The sequence below is a fragment of the Lysinibacillus sp. NPDC056220 genome (assembly GCF_049315265.1).
Classification (GTDB): domain Bacteria; phylum Bacillota; class Bacilli; order Bacillales_A; family Planococcaceae; genus Lysinibacillus; species Lysinibacillus pinottii.
Map to the genome: position 1 here is coordinate 98,032 of NZ_JBMOXD010000004.1, position 24,435 is coordinate 122,466.

General features: G+C 37.5%; 26 protein-coding genes and 1 riboswitch. Of the genes, 2 read left to right on the plus strand and 24 right to left on the minus strand.

The window, feature by feature from the left end:
* Positions 1–45: 45 nt before the first annotated feature.
* The 11 genes from ACOZBY_RS15150 to ACOZBY_RS15200 form a co-directional block, all read right to left on the minus strand.
* Positions 46–1,341 (minus strand): arsenic transporter, encoded by a 1,296-nt coding sequence (locus tag ACOZBY_RS15150; protein WP_036162377.1) that lies wholly within the window; start codon positions 1,339–1,341, stop codon positions 46–48.
* Between the two features lie 71 nt (positions 1,342–1,412).
* Positions 1,413–2,132 carry a YebC/PmpR family DNA-binding transcriptional regulator gene (locus ACOZBY_RS15155; RefSeq protein ID WP_008175214.1) on the minus strand — a complete coding sequence of 240 codons (720 nt, stop codon included), beginning with the start codon at positions 2,130–2,132 and terminating at the stop codon, positions 1,413–1,415.
* A gap of 201 nt (positions 2,133–2,333) precedes the next feature.
* Positions 2,334–2,795, minus strand: coding sequence for a low molecular weight protein-tyrosine-phosphatase (locus ACOZBY_RS15160; RefSeq protein WP_416277835.1), 462 nt, complete (start codon positions 2,793–2,795; stop codon positions 2,334–2,336).
* Positions 2,796–2,856: 61 nt separating this feature from the next.
* Positions 2,857–3,459: a lysophospholipid acyltransferase family protein gene (locus ACOZBY_RS15165; RefSeq protein ID WP_031416562.1), complete on the minus strand. Its 603-nt coding sequence runs from the start codon at positions 3,457–3,459 to the stop codon at positions 2,857–2,859.
* A 79-nt stretch (positions 3,460–3,538) separates the two neighbouring features.
* Complete coding sequence (locus ACOZBY_RS15170) at positions 3,539–4,372, minus strand: putative RNA methyltransferase (protein WP_422762530.1); 834 nt, start codon at positions 4,370–4,372, stop codon at positions 3,539–3,541.
* Between the two features lie 2 nt (positions 4,373–4,374).
* Positions 4,375–5,730, minus strand: coding sequence for an MATE family efflux transporter (locus ACOZBY_RS15175; RefSeq protein WP_289450040.1), 1,356 nt, complete (start codon positions 5,728–5,730; stop codon positions 4,375–4,377).
* Between the two features lie 149 nt (positions 5,731–5,879).
* Positions 5,880–6,644, minus strand: coding sequence for a tyrosine-protein phosphatase (locus ACOZBY_RS15180; protein ID WP_325882050.1), 765 nt, complete (start codon positions 6,642–6,644; stop codon positions 5,880–5,882).
* 135 nt (positions 6,645–6,779) lie between these two features.
* Positions 6,780–7,730, minus strand: coding sequence for an ABC transporter substrate-binding protein (locus ACOZBY_RS15185; protein WP_036217649.1), 951 nt, complete (start codon positions 7,728–7,730; stop codon positions 6,780–6,782).
* A complete protein-coding gene (locus ACOZBY_RS15190) occupies positions 7,714–8,271 on the minus strand; it encodes a hypothetical protein (protein WP_031416569.1) in 558 nt (185 codons plus the stop codon). The genes ACOZBY_RS15185 and ACOZBY_RS15190 overlap by 17 nt, the downstream gene beginning before the upstream one ends.
* Before the next feature lie 164 nt (positions 8,272–8,435).
* Positions 8,436–8,635: riboswitch (cobalamin riboswitch) on the minus strand.
* A 102-nt stretch (positions 8,636–8,737) separates the two neighbouring features.
* On the minus strand, positions 8,738–9,283 hold the full coding sequence (locus tag ACOZBY_RS15195; protein WP_012295874.1) for a glutathione peroxidase: 546 nt from the start codon (positions 9,281–9,283) through the stop codon (positions 8,738–8,740).
* 87 nt (positions 9,284–9,370) lie between these two features.
* A complete protein-coding gene (locus ACOZBY_RS15200) occupies positions 9,371–9,922 on the minus strand; it encodes a hypothetical protein (protein ID WP_012295875.1) in 552 nt (183 codons plus the stop codon).
* A gap of 90 nt (positions 9,923–10,012) precedes the next feature.
* On the opposite strand from ACOZBY_RS15200, the gene ytvI reads away from it, so the two are divergent.
* Positions 10,013–11,071 (plus strand): sporulation integral membrane protein YtvI, encoded by a 1,059-nt coding sequence (ytvI, locus tag ACOZBY_RS15205; protein ID WP_325882049.1) that lies wholly within the window; start codon positions 10,013–10,015, stop codon positions 11,069–11,071.
* Between the two features lie 84 nt (positions 11,072–11,155).
* Here the strand turns inward: ytvI and ACOZBY_RS15210 are convergent, their stop codons facing one another.
* Both ACOZBY_RS15210 and ACOZBY_RS15215 read right to left on the minus strand, forming a co-directional pair.
* Positions 11,156–12,292 carry a C40 family peptidase gene (locus ACOZBY_RS15210; RefSeq protein WP_012295877.1) on the minus strand — a complete coding sequence of 379 codons (1,137 nt, stop codon included), beginning with the start codon at positions 12,290–12,292 and terminating at the stop codon, positions 11,156–11,158.
* A 349-nt stretch (positions 12,293–12,641) separates the two neighbouring features.
* Positions 12,642–14,630, minus strand: a complete 1,989-nt coding sequence (locus ACOZBY_RS15215; protein ID WP_031416574.1) for an ABC1 kinase family protein — start codon at positions 14,628–14,630, stop codon at positions 12,642–12,644.
* Positions 14,631–14,879: 249 nt separating this feature from the next.
* Here ACOZBY_RS15215 and ACOZBY_RS15220 point away from each other — a divergent pair, with 249 nt between their 5' ends.
* Entirely contained in the window at positions 14,880–16,574 is a 1,695-nt protein-coding gene (locus ACOZBY_RS15220; protein ID WP_325882048.1) for an FAD-dependent oxidoreductase, read from the plus strand.
* A gap of 38 nt (positions 16,575–16,612) precedes the next feature.
* Here ACOZBY_RS15220 and ACOZBY_RS15225 read toward each other — a convergent pair whose 3' ends face one another.
* From ACOZBY_RS15225 to hmpA, 11 genes are all read right to left on the minus strand, one after another.
* Positions 16,613–17,563 carry a c-type cytochrome gene (locus tag ACOZBY_RS15225; RefSeq protein WP_325882047.1) on the minus strand — a complete coding sequence of 317 codons (951 nt, stop codon included), beginning with the start codon at positions 17,561–17,563 and terminating at the stop codon, positions 16,613–16,615.
* A gap of 231 nt (positions 17,564–17,794) precedes the next feature.
* Complete coding sequence (locus ACOZBY_RS15230; protein ID WP_036164834.1) at positions 17,795–18,499, minus strand: DsbA family oxidoreductase; 705 nt, start codon at positions 18,497–18,499, stop codon at positions 17,795–17,797.
* A 2-nt stretch (positions 18,500–18,501) separates the two neighbouring features.
* A complete protein-coding gene (locus ACOZBY_RS15235; protein ID WP_012295882.1) occupies positions 18,502–19,287 on the minus strand; it encodes a sulfite exporter TauE/SafE family protein in 786 nt (261 codons plus the stop codon).
* Between the two features lie 68 nt (positions 19,288–19,355).
* Complete coding sequence (locus ACOZBY_RS15240; protein WP_012295883.1) at positions 19,356–19,583, minus strand: sulfurtransferase TusA family protein; 228 nt, start codon at positions 19,581–19,583, stop codon at positions 19,356–19,358.
* A 145-nt stretch (positions 19,584–19,728) separates the two neighbouring features.
* Positions 19,729–20,856, minus strand: a complete 1,128-nt coding sequence (locus ACOZBY_RS15245) for an MBL fold metallo-hydrolase (protein ID WP_031416578.1) — start codon at positions 20,854–20,856, stop codon at positions 19,729–19,731.
* An 84-nt stretch (positions 20,857–20,940) separates the two neighbouring features.
* Positions 20,941–21,336: a DsrE/DsrF/DrsH-like family protein gene (locus tag ACOZBY_RS15250; protein ID WP_012295885.1), complete on the minus strand. Its 396-nt coding sequence runs from the start codon at positions 21,334–21,336 to the stop codon at positions 20,941–20,943.
* Positions 21,337–21,352: 16 nt separating this feature from the next.
* Entirely contained in the window at positions 21,353–21,901 is a 549-nt protein-coding gene (locus tag ACOZBY_RS15255; RefSeq protein WP_031416580.1) for a sulfurtransferase TusA family protein, read from the minus strand.
* Positions 21,902–21,964: 63 nt separating this feature from the next.
* Positions 21,965–22,264 (minus strand): rhodanese-like domain-containing protein, encoded by a 300-nt coding sequence (locus tag ACOZBY_RS15260; RefSeq protein ID WP_012295887.1) that lies wholly within the window; start codon positions 22,262–22,264, stop codon positions 21,965–21,967.
* Positions 22,265–22,275: 11 nt separating this feature from the next.
* Entirely contained in the window at positions 22,276–22,617 is a 342-nt protein-coding gene (locus tag ACOZBY_RS15265; RefSeq protein WP_031416581.1) for a rhodanese-like domain-containing protein, read from the minus strand.
* Between the two features lie 42 nt (positions 22,618–22,659).
* On the minus strand, positions 22,660–22,920 hold the full coding sequence (locus tag ACOZBY_RS15270; RefSeq protein WP_012295889.1) for a metal-sensitive transcriptional regulator: 261 nt from the start codon (positions 22,918–22,920) through the stop codon (positions 22,660–22,662).
* A gap of 180 nt (positions 22,921–23,100) precedes the next feature.
* On the minus strand, positions 23,101–24,267 hold the full coding sequence (gene hmpA / locus ACOZBY_RS15275) for an NO-inducible flavohemoprotein (RefSeq protein ID WP_036164842.1): 1,167 nt from the start codon (positions 24,265–24,267) through the stop codon (positions 23,101–23,103).
* Positions 24,268–24,435 lie beyond the last annotated feature (168 nt).

A 24,435-nucleotide genomic window follows, 5' to 3' on the forward strand; every position in this document is an offset into this window, starting at 1 on the left:
AAGTTAATCTATTGTACTATTATTTTCACTATTTCGACAATAAAACTATGCTAATAACGATAACCAAATGACTAAAGCAATTAAAGCAGCGAATAATGTTGGAATGGTAAGAATCATGCCGAATTTAAAATACTGCCCCCAGCTAATTTTAATCCCTTTTTGAGCTAAAATATGAAGCCATATTAATGTCGCAAGTGAGCCGATTGGCGTCATCTTTGGGCCTAAATTAGTGCCAATTATATTGGCATAAATGAGTCCCTCCTTCATCATGCCTGTTGCGCTAGTTTCAGAAATCGCTAGTGCATTAATCATGACAGTTGGAAGATTGTTCATGACTGCTGATAAAACGGCTGCTACAAAACCCATAGTAATGGTCGCTAGTACAAATCCTTGCTGTACAGCATGTTCTAGTAAACTAGCTAGCATACCTGTCATCCCCACATTTTTCAGGCCATAGACTACCACATACATGCCAATGGAAAAGAACACTATATTCCACGGCGCCCCTTTGATAACTCTCTTTGTATCTACAAAAGCACTACGGTTTGCCAACCATAAAAAAACAGCTGCTACACTACATAAAATAAATGACACTGGAACGTGGAACATTTCGCCGATTACAAATCCCACTAGTAAAATTACTATTACATACCAAGATATCGAAAATAATTTCGTGTCTCTAATCGCCTGTTTTGGTTGTTCAACTGCCTCAAGAGAATAGAACTGTGGTATAGAACGACGAAAAACTAAATAAAGTACAGCTATACTTGCTATTAAAGAAATGAAATTAGGTACCACCATATGAATTGCATAATCCTTAAAGCCTATCTCAAAAAAATCTGCTGATACAATATTTGTTAAATTACTAATAACAAAAGGTAAGGATGTTGTATCTGCTATAAAGCCACTAGCAATAATAAATGGAAAAATCATTTTTTCAGTCAAATTCAGTTTTCTAACCATCGCTAAAACAATGGGTGTTAATATTAATGCCGCCCCATCGTTCGCGAATAGCGCTGATACTATTGCACCTAAGCAAGCAATATAAACAAATAAACGTAAACCACTCCCTTTAGCAAGTTGTGCCATATGAAGTGCAGCCCATTCAAAAAAGCCAATTTCATCTAAAATAAGTGAAATTAAAATAATACCAATGAATGATAATGTTGCATTCCAAACAATTCCTGTTACTTCTAGAACATCCTGCCATGTAACTACCCCAATTATCAGTGCAATGGCAGCTCCTATACAGGCTGACCAACCAATTGATATTTTACGTGGCTGTACAATAACAAAAAATAAAGTCACTAAAAACAAAATAATCGCTAATGCAGTCTGCATGGTTTTACCCCCTAAATAAAAACCAGTAGCTTTATGTGCTACTGGTTTACTCGATAAATAAATATATTGGATTATTCGCCTAAATCAGCATTATGGAAGACATTTTGTACATCTTCTAAATCTTCTAATGCATCGATTAGTTTTTCAAATTTTGCAACATCATCGCCAGTTAATGTTACTTCCGTTTGTGGTAGCATAGAAAGCTCAGCTACAGTGAATTCTTGTATGCCAGCAGCCTTTAATGCTTCTTGTGTGGCAAAAAATTGGTCCGGTTCTGCATAAATAATAACCGCTTCCTCTTCTTCCAGAATATCACGAGCATCTACATCTGCTTCCATTAAAATTTCTAGTACTTCATCAGCTGTTTTACCTTCTAAACCGATAACTGCAGTAGAATCGAACATATAAGCGACAGATCCACTAACACCCATATTCCCGTTATTCTTACCAAATGCTGCGCGTACATCAGATGCTGTACGATTTACATTGTTTGTTAAAGCATCTACGATAATCATTGTGCCGGCTGGACCAAAACCTTCATAACGTAATTCATCAAAATTTTCGTCACCGCCACCTTTTGCTTTATCGATGGCTTTTTCTATAATATGTTTAGGAACACTATATGTTTTTGCACGTTCAAGCACCACTTTAAGTGCACGGTTTGACTCTGGATCTGGTTCGCCTGATTTAGCTGCCACATAAATTTCTCGCCCGAATTTAGCATTGATACGGCTAGTGCTTTGATCTTTAGACGCTTTCTTTTCTTTAATGTTATTCCACTTACGACCCATTGTTTCCACTCTCTTTCAAAGGATAGATTTATAAAAATGATAGATATGCAGTTGCACATCTTAAAATGGTAATTAAATACTTATCGTATCTTTACTCTGCAAATAATAACATAATGATGCTTACAAAGCTAGATATACCAATGTTTATGCTTATTTTTTCTGTAGCAATTGCTGTAAAAATTTACGCTATTTAGCATCCTTCTATAACAATTCCTCTTTAATTTTTTCTAGCAATGCCGTACAGCCTTCTAGCACTAAATCATAGGTTTCTTGAAAATCCCCTGTGTAATAAGGATCAGGAACATCTTTTCGATGTTCTGTTAAATCTAAAAAACGAAAAACCTTTGGTGAAGACGGATTCCCCAATATCGTCCAGATATTACGAATATTACTTTCATCCATACCAATAATGTATGTGAATTTTTCTAAATCAGACTTTTGTAGCTGTCTACCTAGCATTCCCGTTGTAGAAATACCGTATTCTCTAAGCTTATCCTGTGTGCCTTGGTGAGGAGGTTCATCAATATGCCATGAGCTTGTAGCCGCAGAGTCCACAACGATTATATCGTCTAAACATTCTTTCCTCACTAGCTCTCGCATAACTGCCTCCGCCATTGGCGAACGACAAATATTGCCTAAGCAAACAAAAAGTACTTGTATCATTACGATTATCCTCCTACAACAAAGCACCCAAAATCAATGTGATTCTGAGTGCCATTTCATTTTATTTTACTGCAATACGATTTTGTAATTCTTCTGTTAAAGCGACCAGTTCACGTTCCAGGTGTTGCGTGAATTGCTCGCGCCCTTCTTTTCCTTTACCTGTTACATAAAACGGCTCGCCATAAATTAAATAGCCTTTATTACGCTTCATGACATCTCCTATATTACGTGCACCAACGTAAGCAGCTGGAACAATTTGCGCCTTTGCCAGTTGAGCAATTGTAATGGCTCCTTGCTTTAAGTCCGTTCCCTCCGCATTTCGTGTTCCAGATGGGAATATCCCAACTACTTTTCCCTCCTTCAATAACTGTGAAGGAATTTTAATAACACTTGGACCAGGATTATCACGGTCCACTGGGAAGGCATTTAAATGTTCAATAAGCCAACCAAGACCCTTCATTTCAAATAATTGCTTCTTTGCCATAAAGTGAATTTCCTGAGGGTACATGGCAACGCCGAGGTTTAAAATATCTACATAGCCTGTATGCGTACAAGCTATAATATATCCACCTTCTTTTGGCAAGTTTTCTTCTCCATATACACGAGCTTTCGAACCCATTAGTTTTAATATTACTTTAACAATATTTGCTACTAATTTATACACTGTTACATTCCTACCTTATTCAATAGTTATTCCCATTGTAATCGAAAAGATCCGTATACTGCAATTGTAGGTGACCATCTTACATCTTTCCAACCAATAGATCTACATCAATCGTAATTTCATTTAAAACTATATCTGTCTCATTTTTTTTATGCCAGCCCATCGGTGTCATCTCCAGTAGTGCAGGTACAAGCTCCTTAGCAAGTGGCAACGTGTAGGTGACACGTTCTACATTCACTTCTCCAAAACTATCTTGGAAACGAGCAACAATTTGTTCATTAGAATATGTTTCCTTGCTCGAATCTGCATATAATTGAGCACGCAGCTCCTGTAAATAGCCGCTTTGTGGCACCACCTTTACAATACAGCCATTAGGCGCAAGAAGCCTTTTAAATTCTTGATAATTTGCTGGCGATAAAATATTTAAAATAGCGTCAAAGCTGCCTTGCGAAAAAGGACTCTTCGCTAAATCGCCAACAGACCAAATTTGCTGTGGATAATGACGTGCCGCAGCCAAAATTCCCTCTTTAGCTATATCAATACCAATGCCTACTCCATTCTTTTTTTCATTCATAATTCGGGCTAAATGCGATCCCTCTCCACAACCTGTATCGAGCACTGTATTCGCAGAATTAATAAGCTCCCCAATCTTTGCTTCTACAATATCATAAACCCCGCTATCAATAACAGCCTTACGAGATTCAAAAAGATCCTTACTATATTTAGAAGTAGAGCCCTGTGTCAGCATGTTGATATAGCCCTGCTTGGCAATATCAAACGAGTGATTGGCAGAACAAACGAGTCTCCCCTGCTCATAGACGTGCATGGATTGCTGACATAAAGGGCATGCAAAAAGTGTGATATATTGATCTATCAATGCTGCTCCTATTGCACGTTTAGATAGCGCTCCCATTGCTACTCCTCCTTCTGTTCATTCGGTGAAATGAGGGCGAAACGCTCCCATTTTCGGCTTTTCCATCTAAAGTATACAATAATTGCCCTTACCCATTCATCTGCAGAGATAGCTAACCAAATACCTACCAAACCCCAATCGAGGACGAATACAAAAAAGTAACCTAATGGGAGGCTCATGCAAACCATCGACAAAAAACCGATTTTAACAGGGAACCTTGCGTCTCCTGAGGCACGTAAGGAGTTAATGACGACTATATTCATCGTTCGACCAGTCTCTAGCACTATACTTAACGCCAAAACAGATGCTCCGATAGCTATGACCTCAGGGTTATCTGTAAAAATATGCATAAGCTGCTTGCGGAAAATGGTCACTACACCAACCATAATAATGGTAAAAATAAATGCTGCTCGGACACTTTTCCATAGTTGATGATAAGCCTCGTCCTTTTCTCCAGCACCTACATGCCTGCCGATAATGATGGCCGTTCCTGTCCCAATGGCAATAGCGAATAAATAGGTGAACATAGATATGTTCATAGCATATTGTCTCGCCGCCAAAGTTTCTGCCCCTAAATATGTGGCATAATATAAAAATATGATCTGGCAAAACTGATAAAGAACCTGCTCAAAGGCAGACGGTAAACCAATGTTTAAAATTTTTCTTACATATTCCTTAGAATATTCGAAGTAGTAATGTAGCTTTACTCGTACTTCCATCACTTGATAAAGCAACCAGAAAAATACGAGCATCGCTAATCCTCTACTAATCACTGAGGATATGGCTGCACCTTTTACACCAAGCTCTGGTAATCCGAAATTTCCAAAGATTAAGCCGTAATTAAGTACAACATGCAGTACATTCATGCCAAGTGATACATACATCGTCTGCTTCGTCCAACCATGAACACGAATAATTGCTGCAAGGGCATTAATGATTGCTTGAAGGAAAATAAAACTCCCAATAATAACTAAATAACTTTGAGCATAATGGAGTACTTCACCTTGCAAGTTCATCATCGACATTAAATGACTAGCAAAGAAGAAAAATAGAACACTCATTATAAGTCCAACTGCCAAATTCATTGTGACTGCTAGAGCGGATATTTTCGCTGCCTCAAAAAAACGTTTTGAACCTAAATATTGTGATACAACGATGGACGCACCATTGCCGACTACCTCAAGAATTAAAATAGCGATATGAATATATTGATTTGCTGCACCAACCCCTGATACAGCATTATCTGATAGAGCACTGAGCATAAAAGTATCGGCTAGTCCCATTAACATAAATAAAAATACTTCTAAAAAGATAGGCCATGTTAAATGGAATAGATTTAACTTATTCGTTCCTTTCATTGTGTCTGCCAATACCTTCACTTCTCCTACACTTTTCTTAAAAATCTATTGTATCTTATCATAAAATTTCAGACTGTAAAGAGATTTATAGGAAGACAGCGCTTCCACCTAAAAAATCCCTCTCACTAAATTTGTGAAAGGGTTTTTATTTAAATTAAGCAAAAGGACTGTAATTGCTCACGCTTATCGGCTGTTAGGCCAAACTCCTGCTCCAAAAAGGCTGTCTTTGAGCCATAACGATGATCCATAGCGTCAAGTGCTGCCTGTAAGTAGTCTTCACGAGCAGACATTAAAGCATAAAATTTCTGTAATTCTTGTTCGTTATATTGGTGCTCAATCGTTTGAGCCATTCTTTCTACCATGGGACGCAAATGGATATTCGTATCTAAATAATCTTCCATAATAGTTTCCTCAGGTACATCTAAAGCCAATAAAATAAGAGCTCCGCCAATTCCTGTTCGGTCTTTTCCAACTGCGCAATGATGGACTAGTCCTAAATTATCAGGGTTTTGTATCGTCAACATTAATTCCTTAAAAGAGGGATTATGGAAAGGCATTTGTGCATAAAAGTCCTTGAACATATCAGCGTTAACTACTTTATAAAACTCTCTACCACCTGTATTTGTTGGCATTTCAAAAGCATGCTTTCCCTTCGCCGGGATTTGAATATATCGAGTTTGTGGAAATACAGGATTAGGGTTATGTTGTACTTCATTCGTGTCACGATAATCAAAAATTGTTTTAATACCTAATGTTTCAAATAATTCTTTATCTGTCGATGTCATTTTACCAAGTGCGGCGGAGCGATAAAATAAGCCCTCCCTTATAACACGCCCATCTCTCGTTTGATACCCCCCCATATCTCGGAAATTATAAACGGCCTCAAACGAAATATTTTTTTGTACTTGCTTCACTGAACTACACCTCCCTATATTAATAAGTGTTCTTATCTTTATTCTATCGAACAAACTACATGAATACCAATTTTCACACTAGGTAATAAAATAAAAAATGCTAGCTGTAATAAACAACTAGCATTTTCTACGATCTTATTTATATAACTCTGGATACACAGCTTTAGCAACTAGCTCAACTGCTTCACCGATACGCGGACCTGGGCGATTTGAGATATCTGTGTCAAGGGGTTGAACTGCCTTATTTTGAATAGCTGATACCGTATTCCACCCATCACGAGCAAGGATTTCTCCAATTGGATTTTCTGTATAGTTGACTGTTGTTAAAATGACGTCTGGATTTCTCGCAATAACATCTTCCTCAGATACTAGCTTCCAGCCATTTAAATCTGCAAACACATTCTTTACATTTGCCGTATTTAATATTTCTTGTTGGAAAGTGCTAGAGCCTGCTGTATATATTTCAGGCTTTGGACTAATCTCTAAATAAACATTTTTGGGTGTTTTTACTTCTTTAACCTTTGTTTTCACATCAGCGATTTTTGCTTTAATTTCTTCGTTTAATGCCTTTCCTTTTTCCTTCACATCCATAACGGCAGCAATTTGTTCGATATCTCCATATACATCATCGAATGTAGCCGCTGATTGAATAACAAACACTTTAATTCCTGCATCTTCGAGTGGCTTAAGTGCATCCTTCTTACCAATCGTATACGCAATCACAACATCTGGCTTTAACGCTATAATTCGCTCACTGTTATAATTCACAGTATCAGAAACACGTTCGATTTTTTGAGCTGCTTCTGGATAAGTATCATATTCAGTGGCACCTACAATTTTATCGCCAACCCCTAGTGCAAATAGAATTTCTGTGTTACTAGGTTGTAAAGACACAACTGTTTTTGGCACTTCCTTAAACTCTATTTCCACACCACGATCATCGGTTACTTTATAACTTGTTTGCTCAATCTTTTGTTCATCTTGAGACACATCCTTATTTTTTGTATCTCCCGCGGTACCACAACCTGCTAAAACGAGCGCTAGCAATAAGACCGATAGCCAGTGTAAATTAAATAGTTTCTTCATTATTATTCACCTTTTTCTTTTTCATTGGATAGGATTTACTCATAAACGGAATTTCAGCTATTCCGGCTTGTTGATTCATATAGACAGCCATTACAAAACATACATTGGCTAATAAGCCTAAATAATCAAAGAGAATAGACGGCACCTCTTGTTCTTCTGAAACCTTGTGTAAAGTTCGATACGATTTTTTCGCCTCACTACGGCAAAGATGTAGAGCAGCCGCCGCCTCTGTTCCTTGAGGTAAAACAAAATTTTGAATCTCATCCTTCACATGACGAACATAAAAATCATAGCGCGCACTTAACCAGGATAGATCTTCATCTGTAACTGCTAGCTTTCCACGAACAGAGCCATTAACATGATAAGCCATAGGTAAAATCTGCATTAAATCATCTGCAACAGCCTGGACATCCTCTTTCTTCACTACAGCTAGTGCAACCCCTATATGCGTTGTTAAACTATCTGTGCGAATCTCAAAATCGACAGTTGAAGCCCTCTCACGCATAAAAGGATAACAAGAATAACGTGCATCTTTTTTCAATCTACTATCCCCCCATTTTTCCAAATGAAAATTCTCGCTTGTTCAGTACATAAAAAAACGTCGCTCCTCACGCAAAGGAACGACGAAAATAACATAATGATTGTCATACAAACACGACACTGCCTATGTATTTGCCGTATATCCTCCTAGCTTCCGAAGAGTTGTTATACGTTCAAATAAAGGTCGGTCTCCTGGCTTGTACAATGCTATTATATGAAATATATAATAGCTATAAAGAACCTTCCCATTTCCTACGAAACAGTGGCTAATCTTTATAATGGCTGTACTTACAGTTGCGGAAACAGCTTCGGCTTTTACCGAATTCCCGATTATGCTAGCAAGCACCTTTATTCTGCAAGAATAATTCACTTGTAATGCAGTTTATCATAGATTGATAGGAAAAAATAGTTACGTACAAAAAGTATACTCGTTTTATAGGCGATATCATAGCATTAAAGTTACTCGACTATAATACTTTTTCAATTGCTTGCTCAATATCAAGCTGTGAGTCTGTAGGCTCAAAGCGAGCTACGGTTTTTCCGCTTGCATCTACTAAAAATTTAGTAAAATTCCAGCGAATATTTCGACCATCTAAAAAACTTGGAGCAAATTGAACGATCGCCTCAGCCAGCATTTTCTCCTGCATGCTTGCTTTCCCGAATTCACGGAAATCGACTTCATGTTTTAAATAATTAAATAAAGGATGTGTCGTCTCACCATTTACTTGGATAAGCTCAAAAATGGGGAACGTAACTCCGTAGTTTACTTTACAAAGATGCGCAGTTTCCTCTCCATCTTCTGGATTTTGGTGGCCAAATTGATCACAAGGAAAACCTAGAACGACAAAATTATTTTTTCCATATTTATCGTACATTTTTTGTAAGTCTTCAAATTGATATGTAAATCGGCACTGATTAGCTGTATTAACTATTAGCAATGTTTTTCCGCGAAATGTTTCCATTGATAAAATTTCACCATTCGGCTTTCGTACTAAATAATTATAAATGCTCATTCCCTAACCCCTTTTGTTTTTTTCATATATTATAATTGACTATTCTCCAATAACCAAAGAGTTTGCACAAAAAACACCATCTCGTTACTAGGAACGGATGGCTGACTTATATTTCTTTTTATATTTAACATTTTGCTCTTCATTAATTAATCGATGTGCTATGTCTAATAATTTAGAATCACTCGTATGATCATATAATTTTTTTAAGGATACAATAATATCATAGCGAATGAGAGTAGGATGCTTCTCATCTAAACAAGTTTGAAATCTCTTGGCTAAAAAAGATACAACTAAATCGCTTTGTACTTGGCCTGCTAAACCAATTTTCCAAATAGCTTGTAATGTATGCCTTGCCGTGACAGGCTTATCATCATAGGTCACAGCCCAAATCTTTAAAAAATCTTCCAATACTCTTTCTTCGGGATCACTGTTTGCAGCTAAAGCACATAAAATTTGCGCGGCAAGTGCACGGGCATGGCCATTTTTATATGTAAGTGCTTGTACAAGCTGTTCCCACACTGCATATGTCCAATCTACGGGCTCCTGCAGAATTTTCATCAGTTCCTCGTAAGATTCATATTGTATATCTCGATTACGCTCTGTTAGATTATTAAAAAGTTGCAAAATCTCTTTTTCCATAATTTATCCCTACCTTTATTGTTTCAGAACGTCATTAAACTTTATTTATGGTACACTTAACTTAATTTTTTTCGCAAAGAAGGTGAGTTTATGAATAAATTTAATGCTAGGAAATTGATTTTTCGATTGCTAGTGATTCTGTCACTAATTATAGCTGCTTATTTTATTATTCCTGTATCTATGCCGTTAATATTAGCAGCTATTAGCGCATTTTTCCTTGAACCGATCGTCATGTTCTTTAAAAGGCGCTGGAAAATGTCTCGAAAAATTGCAGTTGCCTTTATATACATAGTGAGTGTCATTATAATTTCTATTATTTGCTATATTTCAATTACACAGATCATGACGCAAATAATTTTATTGTCTAAGCAAGCTCCCTATTATATTTCCAAGCTATCAGATATGTGGCTTCATATGCAAGAAAATATTTCTAAATACACTGAAGACTTTCCACCTGAAGTTAGTACTTCGCTTCAAAAAACCACAATGGATTTCATAAAGAAAATTGAAGAAACTTTTTTAAGTTTCTTTAATTATAGCAAAGTTTCAGCCTTCTTTTCAGAGATTCCAAGGCTATTTATCAGTCTTCTCGTCTATATGATTGCCCTATTCCTATTTATGCTTGATCTGCCAAAATTGAAGCGCATTACTTATAAGTATTTAAAGCCTAATACAGCAAAGAAAATAAAAATTATTTTAAACCGTTTAAAGGATGCAACATTAGGCTATATGAAAGCACATTTATTTGTAAGCTTCATTATTGGAGGCGTTACACTTGTTGGACTTTTATTAATCCAGCCGAAATACGCCATAACGATGACTATTATTATTTGGCTGATAGATATAGTCCCTTTTTTAGGCTCCATCATTATTCTAGCACCGTGGGGGTTTTATCACCTTTTAATGGGAAACACAGCTATTGCTGTAAAATTATTCATCTTAGCTGCTATTTTACTCATTATTCGTCGTGTAGTCGAGCCTAAACTGATGGGAGAACATATCGGTTTATCAACTTTACCAACATTAATTGCTATGTTTATTGGTCTACAGTTATTTGGAATTATCGGTTTGCTTATTGGACCCTTTGTCATTATTTTCTTTATCGCCTTGAAGGAAACAGGCATCATTAAAGTGAACTTTAAAATTTAATCCCAATAAAAAAGGTCATCTTTGTATTTTTTCTTTACAAAGATGACCTTTTTATCAAGTTAATCGTCTATATAATATGGTGGCTTATTGAATTCGACCAAAGCCTACTAAATATTGATTCCACCAATCAAGTGATTCAATGACAACACCATTATTTTGAGCATCAATCATTGTGTTGTTACCTAAGTAGATACCTACATGCGCTACACCTGAGCCATAGCTAAAGAATACTAAGTCACCAACACGTGCTTCACCAGCAGAAATACGTTGTGTTGCTAAATATTGTTGTGATGCAGTACGTGGTAAAGAAACGCCTGCTTGTTTGTAAGACCATTGTACAAGACCAGAACAGTCAAACCCTGAAGTTGGATTATTACCACCCCATACATATGGACGACCAAGGAATTGTTTTGCTGTAGAAATTGCATCACCTGAAGAGGCAGTACCAGCGCCTGAACCAACGATAATTTTTTGTGGTTGTTCACCATCACCGTTATTTTGAGTAGCTTGTACTACTGGTGTTGCTGCTTGAAGAGCACGTAAACGAGCCGCCTCCTCTTCTGCTGCCTTACGTTCTGCTTCTAAACGCTCTTCTTCCTGTTTTGTAGCAATTTGAGCTTTTAAGGCTAATGATTTTGCTTCATTTTCAGCCTTTTTCACTTCCATTTCGCTTTCTTTTTGTTGAAGCTCTTGGAATTGTTTTTGAAGCTCTTTTTGTTTTTCATCTAATGTAGCTTTTTGTTGCTCTAAGCTCGCTTTGTCAGCTTCTTGTTGATCCACTAATTCTTGGTCCGCATCCATTAATGTTTTAACCGCTACGACACGGTCCATTAAATCGGCAAAGCTTTTTGCTTCAAGAACTACATTTAAATAAACACCGACTGTGTTGTCTTGTGCTTGGTATGCAGCCATACGTTCACTTAAGATTTTAGAACGTTGCTCAATACGTTTTTTTGTTTCAACAATACTAGCATCCACTTCTTTAATTTCCGCTTGTACTTGTTTAAATACTTTTACTTTTTCGTCGATCTCTTGTTGTAATTTCGTTAGTTCTTCTTGTAATTTTTTAACCTGTGCATCTATTTCAGCCTTTTTCTCAATCATTTGTTGAGAAGTTTCTTCAGCATGTACTTCTGTTGGTTGAATTGTATTAAATAATAAGCCGCCTGCTAGTGCTAAAGCTAGCACCATCGACTTACGCCATTTATTGCGCTTACCCACGTACCTTCATTTCCCTTCATTTATCAATTTCGCTCTGAATACTCTATGTAATCTGTTGAACGATTCTAAATTTAATCATTTGTTCTTATATATTTGTTTTAGCCTTTTAAAGTTTAGCATTTCCAGCATAACTTTTATACTATTTCCTATCTATTTAATACATTAGTAAAACTCGAAACATTTCTGTAACATTCGCGTAAAATACCAATTATTCTACAACGCACTTATTTATTCTACATACATCTGTTTTTAGCTAATTCGACATTAGTCCCACGATCTACTTTGTAATGTTTTTGTAATATTACTCAGAAATGTTTCAAAAAAAAAGAGGCAGGGAATTGATCCCTACCTACTGTTTCATGGAACGCAATGCCTGTATTGATAACCTTACTAACAAAATTGCACATAAAAATAACCCTAAATAAGCAGCAGTGTTTAGGTACACTGCATAAGAATCATGAATAAATTGTGAGATTGCCAAAAGGGCAACAGATATAATTCCAAATGTAATCCCTACTAAAAGCAGTACAAATCGTGAAAACAAATGGGTGATGAATCGGGCATTATGTTCATCAGAAAATATATCGTGATGTAAAATAATTTTCCCACTTTCTACACGCTGAATTAGTTGATCCACTCTTCTTGGCATTTTACGCAAAGTTGGTATCAGCATGGATAATTCCTCTTGCAACCGTTCTTTTGTAGCCATAGGTTCTTTAAATGGCTTTAGGAAAGAAGCACGCATATATGTAGCAGAAAAATCTTTAGCTTCCGTAAAAATATCAAAACGTGGATCAATTACCCTTAATGTTCCATCTAATGTCACCAATGAGCGGAGTGCTAAACCTACCGCAGGGTAAAAGGCAAGTCCAAAATCCCGCACCACGGTAAATAAAGCATGTATTAATTCTTCTGTTGGTATGCGATCTACATATGAGATTTTTAGCAAAATTTGATCAATTGCTTGTTCCATTCTTGCGCGTTCCGCATGATCCGCATTTTCCACTAATAGTGTTAAGCCATCGTACAAAACGCTGGAGTCGTTGAGCTGAATACCCATCAAGAATAGCTTTAAACCCTCTTGTTGTGTGGCCCCCAATCTTCCAACTGCTCCAAAATCGAGCAATACGGGTGTACCATCCTTCTCATCAATGTGAATATTTCCAGGATGAGGATCAGCATGAAAAATACCTGAAAAAAGCATCTGTTCGAAAAAAGAATATAATACCGTTCTAGCAAATTGTCTGCGATCAATGGACAGACGATTGAATTCAGCTCCCCCATCCGCCACACTATGTCCACGAATATATTCCATCACAATAATATTTTCATTACTGTAAGCTGTATAAATTTTTGGAATCCGGACCTTATAATCACTTTTAGCTAATGCGTTCTTTACCTGTAGCGTATTACGTACCTCAATATCTAAATGAATCTCCTCACGTAGCCCATCTGCAAATCCACCAGCAAGCTCACGAAAGCCTAGTGACTCTGCCCATGTAGATTTAGATGAAAGCCAATTTGCAAATTCCTCTAATATTTCAAGATCATCGCGCATAATCCCTTTTACTTCAGGACGCAGAAGCTTGACGACAACATCTTCATAATTTTTTAGTCGGGCCTTGTGCACCTGACCGATTGAGGCCGCTGCAATGGGCTCCATTTGAAATTGACTAAATACTTCATCCATAGGTTGAGGAAGTGAGCCCTCTAAAATATCTGTTACTTGCTCTACTGGTAAAGGCTTCACACGATGCTGTAGCCTTTCTAGCTCATCTATAAAGATGGGTGAAAATAATTCTTTACGCGTAGATAGTACTTGTCCAAATTTAATGAATATCCCACCACATTGCTCTAATGTTGCTCGCAATGCAATCGCCAGCTCTTTTTCGTTTTCACGTTGCCTTGCATATTTAATCGTTTGTACGACACCGTTTGTAACAGCAATTTTTAAAACTTGTCGCAATCGTTTCTGCTGTCGCCAATAGCTACGCAGTCGTAATAGCAAAGATTTTTGGCCATTTCTGCGATCTCCCGTTGTTATGCCACTTGGATCAAAGAGCTCAAAAACCAAATACAGCAACATAGAAATGAGTAGCATACTCCCTATCCAAATTAATGTGCTGACCTCTGTCACTGTTTGCATCATTGTTTCAGACAAAAAATCTGTATGACGCAAATAAGAGTACCAGTAAACAAAAGAGGTTAATGTCACACTAATAACGACTGAAAGCACTCTTCGCACAAAATTGATATTTGAGCCAATTAATCGTCCGCTCACAATATAAATCAAACCCGATACTATCATGATTTGGAACAAAAACTTCAAAAAAATCAACAGCGTCACCTCCCATATCAGTTCCATTTCCTACTACTGTAAGTATAGCAAATTTATACATCAACTTGCTGTCACAAGGTACACCTAAGGAAATTTGTTAAGTTATTAACTTGATAAAATACCTTTAGGGGTATATCATTTAATTGTAGTGTTTATACTGCATAATTTATCTATTTAGAGAACTTCAACCTTTATTTAAAAGCACTTATATACCCTATTATGTATTAATTTTAAAAGGAGTGTTTACAATTGAGTAAAAAATTTTTAATAGTTGGTGGCGTTGCAGGCGGGGCATCCACTGCTGCTCGTATCCGTCGTCTCGATGAAAGGGCAGAAATAATTATGTTTGAAAAAGGGCCAAATGTTTCATTCTCTAATTGTTCTCTCCCCTTCCATTTAAGCGGGATTGTTGAAAATAGTGACAAATTAATTTTAATGACGCCTCAAGGCTTTCAAGCAAAATACAATATCGAGGCTCGTGTTCAGCAAGAAGTTGTACGTATTAACAGAGAGCAAAAAACCATCACTATTAAGGATTTAACAATAAATAGAGAGTATGAGGAAAGTTACGATACGTTAATTTTATCTCCAGGAGCAAGTCCTATCGTCCCCGACTTAGAGGGTATTCATTCTGAGCACGTCTTTACCATTAGAAACGTGACTGATATTGAGCGGTTAAATCGATATCTACAAACAGATCATGTACAGGACATTGCAGTGGTCGGCGGGGGCTTCATTGGTGTAGAGGTAGCAGAAAATTTGAAGCTAGCAGGCTATAATGTCTCTTTAGTTGAATTCGGCCAACAAATTATGGCTCCTTTTGATGTTGATATGGCTCAAATATTGCACAAGGAAATGATTGATAAGGGGGTTCAAGTCATTGTCAATGACGGTCTTGCAAAGGTTACTCCAGATTATGTGACGCTAAATTCTGGAAAACAATTGACAGCACAAGCAGTAGTGTTAGCGATTGGCGTTCGTCCTGAAATCCACTTAGCTAAAGAGGCTGGGCTAACTATCGGTGAACTAGGGGGCATTCTGGTTGATGCTAATTATGTGACATCTGATCCTTCCATATACGCTGTGGGAGATGCGATTGAAGTATTCCATCAACTTACCCATAAACAGACGCGCCTCGCTTTGGCTGGTCCCGCTCAGCGACAGGCACGTGCTGCAGCTAATCATATGTTTAACATCGCTCAACACAATAAAGGGGTTATTGGATCTTCAAGTGTACAAATTTTCGACCTCGTATGTGCATCAACTGGTTTGAACGAAAAAACAGCTCGAGCAAATGGCTTTCAGTCTAAAAGCGTTTATTTGATAGCTCCAGATAAAGTAGGCTTAATGCCAAATAGTCATTCTCTTCATTTTAAGCTCGTTTATGAAACACCCACAGGTAAAATCCTTGGAGCCCAAGCTATAGGTAAAGGCAATGCAGATAAAAGGATTGATGTGATAGCAACCCTCATCTCCATGGGTGGTACTTTAGAAGATTTGAAGGAGCTAGAGCTATCCTATTCTCCAATGTTTAGCACTGCCCGTGATATTGTCAATTTGGCAGCTCTTGTAGCTCAAAATCTATTACACGGACACTTCAAACAAATAAAAGTAGATGAAGTGAGACCACTTATTGAAAATCAAGCCTACTTCTTAGACGTACGTGAAAAGAATGAATTTGAATCTGGACATCTCCTTCATGCACACAATATTCCTCTAAGTGAACTTCGAGAAAGAATGCATGAGATACCGCAGGATCAACCTGTGTATGTACATTGCCGATCCGGTCAACGTAGCTATAATGCCGTTATGGCCCTTCAGAATAGCGGTTTCTCTAATGTCTTTAACGTAAGTGGGTCATTTCTCGGTATTAGCCTATATGAATATTTTACAGATATCACAACAAACAGAGATAAAATTGTTACTGCTTATAATTTTAAATAACTTAAAAGGGATGCCCATAAAACGGCATCCCTTTTAAGTTATTTTGTAGATAGTACCTTTTCCCAATCAATAGTACCATTTTTAACTTGCTCACGTTTTTCTTTACTCATAATATCATTTGGTTTTCCGCCTTTTGGCCAGTCTTTATCGTGATTTGGCCATTCAGGGCGATCTTGAGATAAAATAAACGCTGCTAAATCAGCTGCTTCTTGATCTGTTAACGTCCCTGCTGCACCTACTGGCATATTATTTTGAATATAGCCAGCCATTTTTGACATACGTGCCATGCCCGCACCGTCGTTAAAGGAATTATCTCCCCATAATGCTGGACCAGTATTAGCACCAGTTCCAGAGCCATCAGCCGCATGACAAGCTATACAGGACTGACCATAAAGCTCCTCACCATTATCAACATTTGGAATTGGTACATTCTTCATATCACTAGTACCTGCCCATTCTCGTTTTGCTCCAATTGGAACACCTTCAGAAATATATGCAAAATAAGCGACCATAGCCTCTAGCTCATCACTATTCATTTCAAATTTTTTACCATTCATACTACGAACCATACAGCCGTTAATGCGCTCTTCAATTGTAACTACACCACCCGAGCGTCCAATATATTGTGGATAATTGGCCATTACTCCTACTAATGAAGATGCTTGCTCGTCATAGCCAGCACCAGCATGGCAGCTTGTGCATGATAATTGATTCCCAACATATTCGTCCGCCGCAACATGCGTATTATTAACAAGCTCATAGCCGTTTAATATTGCCTCTTTCATAGGTCCTTCTGGCACTTCATCAATACTTGGTGGAGCGTAGACAACTGACTGAGCAGCTGCTGTCGTTGGTAATTGCGCCTGCACTGTCGTATCGTTCTCCTCCACAATCGAATCAACTGTAATTTCGTCACTAATAATTGTTGCTACAAAAATTGTGCCTACTAACAATACTGTCCCTGCTACTCCTGCTACTATAGGTTTCATCTATAATACCCCCCTTTGTATACTCACTTATATTTTAGCAACATAGCATTTTATTGGATGTGATTTTTCTCACACTACTATAAAATAGAACCATTCAGATGATAAAAATGGATAAATTAACCATAATTTATTGTACTACTACACCAAAATCAAGACTTAATACCTCTTGCAGTATGTAGTTGAATCAAAAAAATGTCGAGTACTTTAAGTACTCGACACCCATTCATCAGTTTACAGGTTACACGCCCCATTTGTACACGTATCCTCACCTGTTCCCACTAATTTAATGCTTGGCTGAATTCCCACTATTTTAGCTGTCTGATGTAAAGTTCGCACAAAGACTTCATTTGGCTCTGCCCCTTTAATGCCATAACGATTTTCAAATACAAAGAATGGGACACTTTGTATACCAAGTTGCTGCGCATCATATCGATCCAGGTTTAAAGCCTCAAGAAAGGCATTAGTAGCTAGAACATCCTGCGCCCCATTTATATCTAAGCCTAATTGCCCAATCACTTTTAATAAAAAAGAATCATCATTCACATCTTCGCCAGCCATAAAATGACCAGCCATCAGTGCTTCTGTATATGCCGATGCTTGACCAAATTGCTGCGTCCATTTTGCTAAACGATGTGCTTTTTCTGTGTGAGCTGTTTTCATCTTTTCAAAATTATAATACAACCCAACTTCTGCAGCTCTGGATGCCATATTCGCTGTCATATCATATACTTCTTCACGTGTTGCGTTATACTTTATAGCCAACGCGTCTAAAAAAGTCGGTGCATTTACTTTAGGCGTATCCGGAGCTATTTGATAAGCCTTGTATTCAATTTCTACTTGTCCCGAATAGCCACTTGTATCAATTGCACGTTCCAATTCTAGCTTGGCAATATAACAAAATGGACAAGTAAAATCCGTGAAAACTTCAATTTTCAAAGTTATCCCCCCCCAATAATATCTACCCAAATTTTAATGGCAGTAGCCAATATGAGCATTGCCAAAATGCCTTGCAAGCTTTTGGTATTCAATTTTTTCCCAGCCTTTGCACCAAGTGGGGCCGCTATAAGACTGGTAATAATCATTATGAGCGCAGGGAAATATTCAACTTGTCCTGTCATTAATTTTCCAACCATTCCCCCTATAGAGGAGATAAATGTAATCGCTAAACTAGTCGCAATGGTCATACGCGTAGGGATTCCTAAAACCACTAGCATAATGGGGACTAATAAGAACCCACCACCTGCTCCGACAATACCTGAACCAATACCAACAACTACGGCTAATAAAATGGCCAATGTTTTATTAAAAGTAACATCCTGCATAGGTTGATCGTCAATTTGTTTTTTGGGAATAAACATCATGACTGCGGCTATTAAGGCTAGCACACCATAAACTATATTTATGCCTGCCTCTGATAAAAATTTGGAACCAAAACTACCAACAAAACTTCCTGTTAATATAGCACCACCCATATAGATAATGAGTGATTTATTTAAATATCCACCTTTGCGATATACCCATACACCAGCTATGGAAGCAAAAAATACTTGTATGGCAATAATTCCGGAAACCTCATGAGCTGAAAAGGCCATAAATCCTAATAATGGTGGAATATACAGTAGCATCGGGTAATTAATAATGGCACCACCAATACCTAACATCCCTGATACAAACGAACCAAGAAAACCAATCAAAAAGATCGTTAATATCCATGTAATATCCATACATTTTTCCTTCCTTCCGAAAAGTGAAAGAAGGGTTGTTCTATTTAATAGACAACCCTCCATTAGCCTTAAGCTTTCTGAATTAAAAACGTAATAACACCTGCTTCTTCAGATTGATCTAATATATTATGACCTCCAGCTTTTGCCCAAGCAGGAATATCCGCTAAAGCTCCTTTATCTGTCACCTGAACTTCTAAAATTTCTCCAGTATTTAATGTATCTATCGCCTTTTTTGTTTTCACAATGGGCATTGGACACGAAAGACCTTTTGCATCTAATTGTAAATTTGACTTCATATTGATCCCCTTCAGCACGGCAAAGGTTGTAAGCGATTTGCCGGTTCTTCTTGTTATTTTAGATTCCTGAAGGATGAGCACCTTCAATATCTGGAATATCCACATTTATAATACACAGACGTACCTATTGTACTTTTAGCAAATTTTATCGAACAGCACAGCGATTTGGACCGATTTCCATTTCAGTTTGTTCATCTGGTGTGGGAGTTATTTTCCCCATATTTACCTGACGGATTTCTTGATAGGCATTAGGTTGTGGTGGTAATTGATCTGTCACGACACGTTTAAATTCAACTTCATCATAAATATTCAAACCATGATTTTGTACAAATAAATCCCCTAGTCGTTTTGCTACTGTCCCATCTTCGTTAAGTTCATCAATTATCATAAAATGAGCTGGTAACACGATAAGCTCACCCGATAATTCTCGATAACGTTTGTAAAGTGTATCTCGTAAATCTCCAACCCAATCCTCAGCAAGGCCTGCTAAATCAGGACGTCCAATAGAATCGATAAATAAAATATCCCCTGTTAACAAATATTTGCTATCGACTACAAATGATGTAGAGCCAATTGTATGACCTGGTGAGTAAATAGCTCCTACATCTATTTTTGAATTACCAATTTGAACAGTCACTCCATCAACTAACGGTATATAGGAAAATACAACCTCTTCTGCATCTTTCGGCGGCAAGTAATAGACCGCACCAGTTGCCTCAGCTATATGACGTCCACCTGAAATATGATCGGCGTGTAAATGTGTATCAAAAACATGTGTGATTTTCACATTCTTCTGTTCAGCGAAACTTATAAATACATCTGTAAAGCGAACAGCATCAATGATAGCTGCCTCACCTTCAGATATCACCATATAAGAAAGACAGCCCTTCCCTAAACGGACAAATTGATACAGCTCTCCCCCACCCGTTAAATCACCCACTTTAATAGGCTCTAAATATTCACTCCAAGATTTCATACCACCTGCTAAATAGGCAACATCTCGACCAGCTTCCGATAGCATTTCAGCCACCATCAATGATGATCCTTCTTTAGCACAAACGACTAGAATTTTTTTATTGGAGGGGATTTTCGGCAAGATCTCCTCAACACCATCTAACAGTTCAAAATATGGTACATTTAAGTACTCAAATCGATGTCCTTCTATTTTCCAGTCTTCAAATGCATCTGCATTACGAACATCTAAAATAAACAATTCTTCATTGTTAATGACCTTTTTGGCAATTTGTGAAGCATTCCATTTCTGCATCGGCATGTATATAACCCCCATAGGTATAATTTCAAAGTTTTTTAGAGCGGAGAGGCATTCCCCTCCGCCTTACTGGTACAAAAGAATTCTTTAGAAAGTTAGTGATGGTGCTGCATCTTTTGCAAACTCAAGGAAAGTAACAGCTCCTCCTACTTCAATACCATCAATAAAATCATCTGTCGATAAGCCCATTACATCCATAGTCATTTGACAAGCAATAAATTTAACACCTAATTCTTGGGCTATGTCCACTAATTGAGGAATGGCAGGAACATTCGCTTTCGCAAAGCCTTCCTCAAATTGCTCTGCTCCAGCAGGTATTGGTAACGCATGCATCCCTTGCTTATGAATGAGATTCAATCCTTCAAACGTGAAGAAAATCGCTACCTCCTTCTCAGAAGCTGCTGCTGCTGTTGCAATATTAAACACCTTATACGCATCAAATAAACCACCGTTACTTGCAATAATTGCTACTTTGTTTGACATGATAAAATTCCTCCTATTAAATGTTTTTTGTTAATTTACCTTGCCAGGATGTCATTCCTGGTAGAACGTTAAAGACCTTTATAAAACCATGTAAGGCTAGCTTCTGTGCAGCCATATCGCTGCGCTTTCCAGTACGACAAATAACATAAATTTCTTGCTCTTTATCGAGCTCTGACAGTCGCGCTTCCAATTCACCCATTGGAATAGATTTAGCGCCCTCAATATGCCCAAAGGCAAACTCTGCTTCTTCACGCACATCAAGAATTAATCCGTCACGATTGATGATTTGCTCTAAATCAATCGTTTGATCAAACGAAATTTCTTCTATTTGATCGTTTGTACATTTGCGAATATAATGCTTGAGCACCCCTTCATTTTCTAAAGTGCCAATATATTGGTGACCTACAGTTTCTGCCCAAGCTGCAATATCAGCTTTAGAGCCTCTATCTGTCGCACATACTTCTAAAATTTGACCGTCTATAAGATCAGCCATTGCTTTTTTCGTTTTAACAATGGGTAACGGGCAAGAAAGGCCCTTGGCATCTAGCTGAAAATCTGCCTTCATTCTCATTACAACCTCCATATACCTATAAGGGTATTATTTTCAACAAAAAAATATAGCTATAAGCTAGTATTGTACTTCGCCCTCCCAGGACAACATTCCACCAACCATATTTGAAACATGAAAGCCTTTACCTTCTAAAATTTCGGTAGCACGAGCACTACGAGCACCTGATCGGCAAACCATAATATACGGTTCATCCTTATTCAAATCCTGTACGCGGAACTCTAATAAACCGAGTGGAATATGGATTATACCCGGAATATGACCAGCCGCTACCTCTTCTACCTCTCGTACATCAATCAGGCTCAGTTTTTTCCCCTGAATGATTGCTTGCTCTACTTCCTTTGCTGTAATTTCCTTCATTTACTTTCCTCCTAATACGCGCTCATTCCACCGCGAACATTGGTAACACGCTCAAAGCCTTGCTTTTTCAATTGCTTACATGCCTGACTACTACGCATACCACTTTGACAAATCACAACCACTTCTTTATCCTTCGGTAGTTTGTCAAAGCCGGACCCAAGCGGCATATTTTTAAACTGAGAGATATGGCGTCCTTTAAACTCCGCTGGCGTGCGTACGTCGATAAATATCTTATCCTTATCATTCAGCATATTTTTTAATTGGACTGTAGAAATAGATTGAACACCCTTTGTTGGTTTCATTCGCCAAATGAAAAATGCTGCAATAATTGCAATAACGATCCATGTTTCCAAGTTATCACTCCTCCTTTTTTATACATTAAAGGGTATATAAAACTATCTGCTTTTCACCACTAAATCCATTGCTTCTTGAATGGCTGAGTTCATCTTTTCCGCATTGCCCTCAGCAGTGGTGACACAATCTAATAAATTTTCACTAACAATAACTCCTATTGTCCGATCAACCGCTGAACGCACGGCCGACAGCTGTGTAATCACATCCTTACAGTTTTGACCTTCCTCCATCATGCGTAAGATTCCGCGTAATTGACCTTCCATCCGCTTTACTCGATTAGCTGTTTTAGAGTCATAAGCCATTCTGTTCCAGCCTCCTTTCAAAACGATAGATTGAACTTACTTACGAGATTCATATTATACCCCAATAGGTATATTGTCAACATGAAAGCTTCAACTCTTTTTCTTGAAGACCACTATCGGTATCGACTTATACAAAAAACCCTGCTATGAGTCATTACTCATCACAGGGATTCCACTATATTATTTAGCTAATTGCATAGCCGGTCCGAAGAATTCATAGTGAATTTTTTCATCTTTAACGCCAATTTCTTGTAAGTTTTTAATAACTGCTTCCATAAAGCCTACAGGTCCACATACATAGACATCAGCATTATCAGCCACTCTTTCTGCTAATAATTCTTTCGTAATTTGCTTGTTTTCATCAGAATATAGAGCCGTATACGATGCATTAGGTAGCGCATTTACCTTTCCTTGAATATCATCGCTAAACGCTACAACTTTCTCATTGCGTGCACATTGGATAAAGTTAACTTTATTCGTTGCATCATCTTTTAGGGATTGTAGCATACTGTTTAATGGTGTTACACCTATACCACCACTAACAAATGTAATAGGAGCAGTAGTTTCTTCTAAAACGAATAATCCTGCTGGCACACTTACATCTACTAAATCTCCAACTTGTAAGTCATCATGAATAAAGTTTGACACTTTTCCGTTTGGCGTCTGATCACTTTCACGTTTTACTGAAATACGGTAACCATCTTCTGCACTTGCTTGAGAAAGTGTGTATTGACGGTTCATTAAATACTCTTCACCAGGAACTTTCACACGAATACTAATGTATTGTCCCGGTTCGTAAGCTGGCAATGCTGAGCCATCCTCATTGACAAAATAAACAGATGTAACTAAGTCACTTTCTACCACTTTTTTCGCCACTTTTAATGGTCTAAATAGACGCCACCCACCATTATTTTCCGCTTTTTGGTATAACTCTTCTTCTACTTGAATGAAAACATCTGCAATAACGCCATATGCCTCAGCCCATGCATTAATAATATCGTCTGTCGCCGCGTCGCCAAGTACTTCCTTAATCGCTTTTAGTAAGTTTTCACCAACAATTGGATAATGCTCAGGTAAGATACCTAAACTACGGTGTTTATGTGCAATAAGCATGACTGCTGGTAAAATAGCCTCTAAATTTTCAATATGAACGGCCGCAGCATAAACTGTATTTGCTAATGCTGTTTGCTGACGACCTTTTTCTTGGTTAGTGTGGTTAAAAATATTCAGTAATTCTGGATGAGCTTGAAACATATTTTTGTAAAACGTCTTTGTAATTTCTACACCATGAACTTCTAATACAGGAACTGTTGCCTTAATGATTTGAATAGTTTCTTGTTTTAACATATCGCTTACCATCCTTTCGTGATTACAATATAACGCTTTCATTTTCTTAAAGCAATATGTAAAATACATCTTTAACAAAATGGACATAATTAATGTATTTTAAATACATCTTTAAAAAAGGTTTGAAAATATTATACTTCATTATAAAAATGCTATAATTGTTTTGAA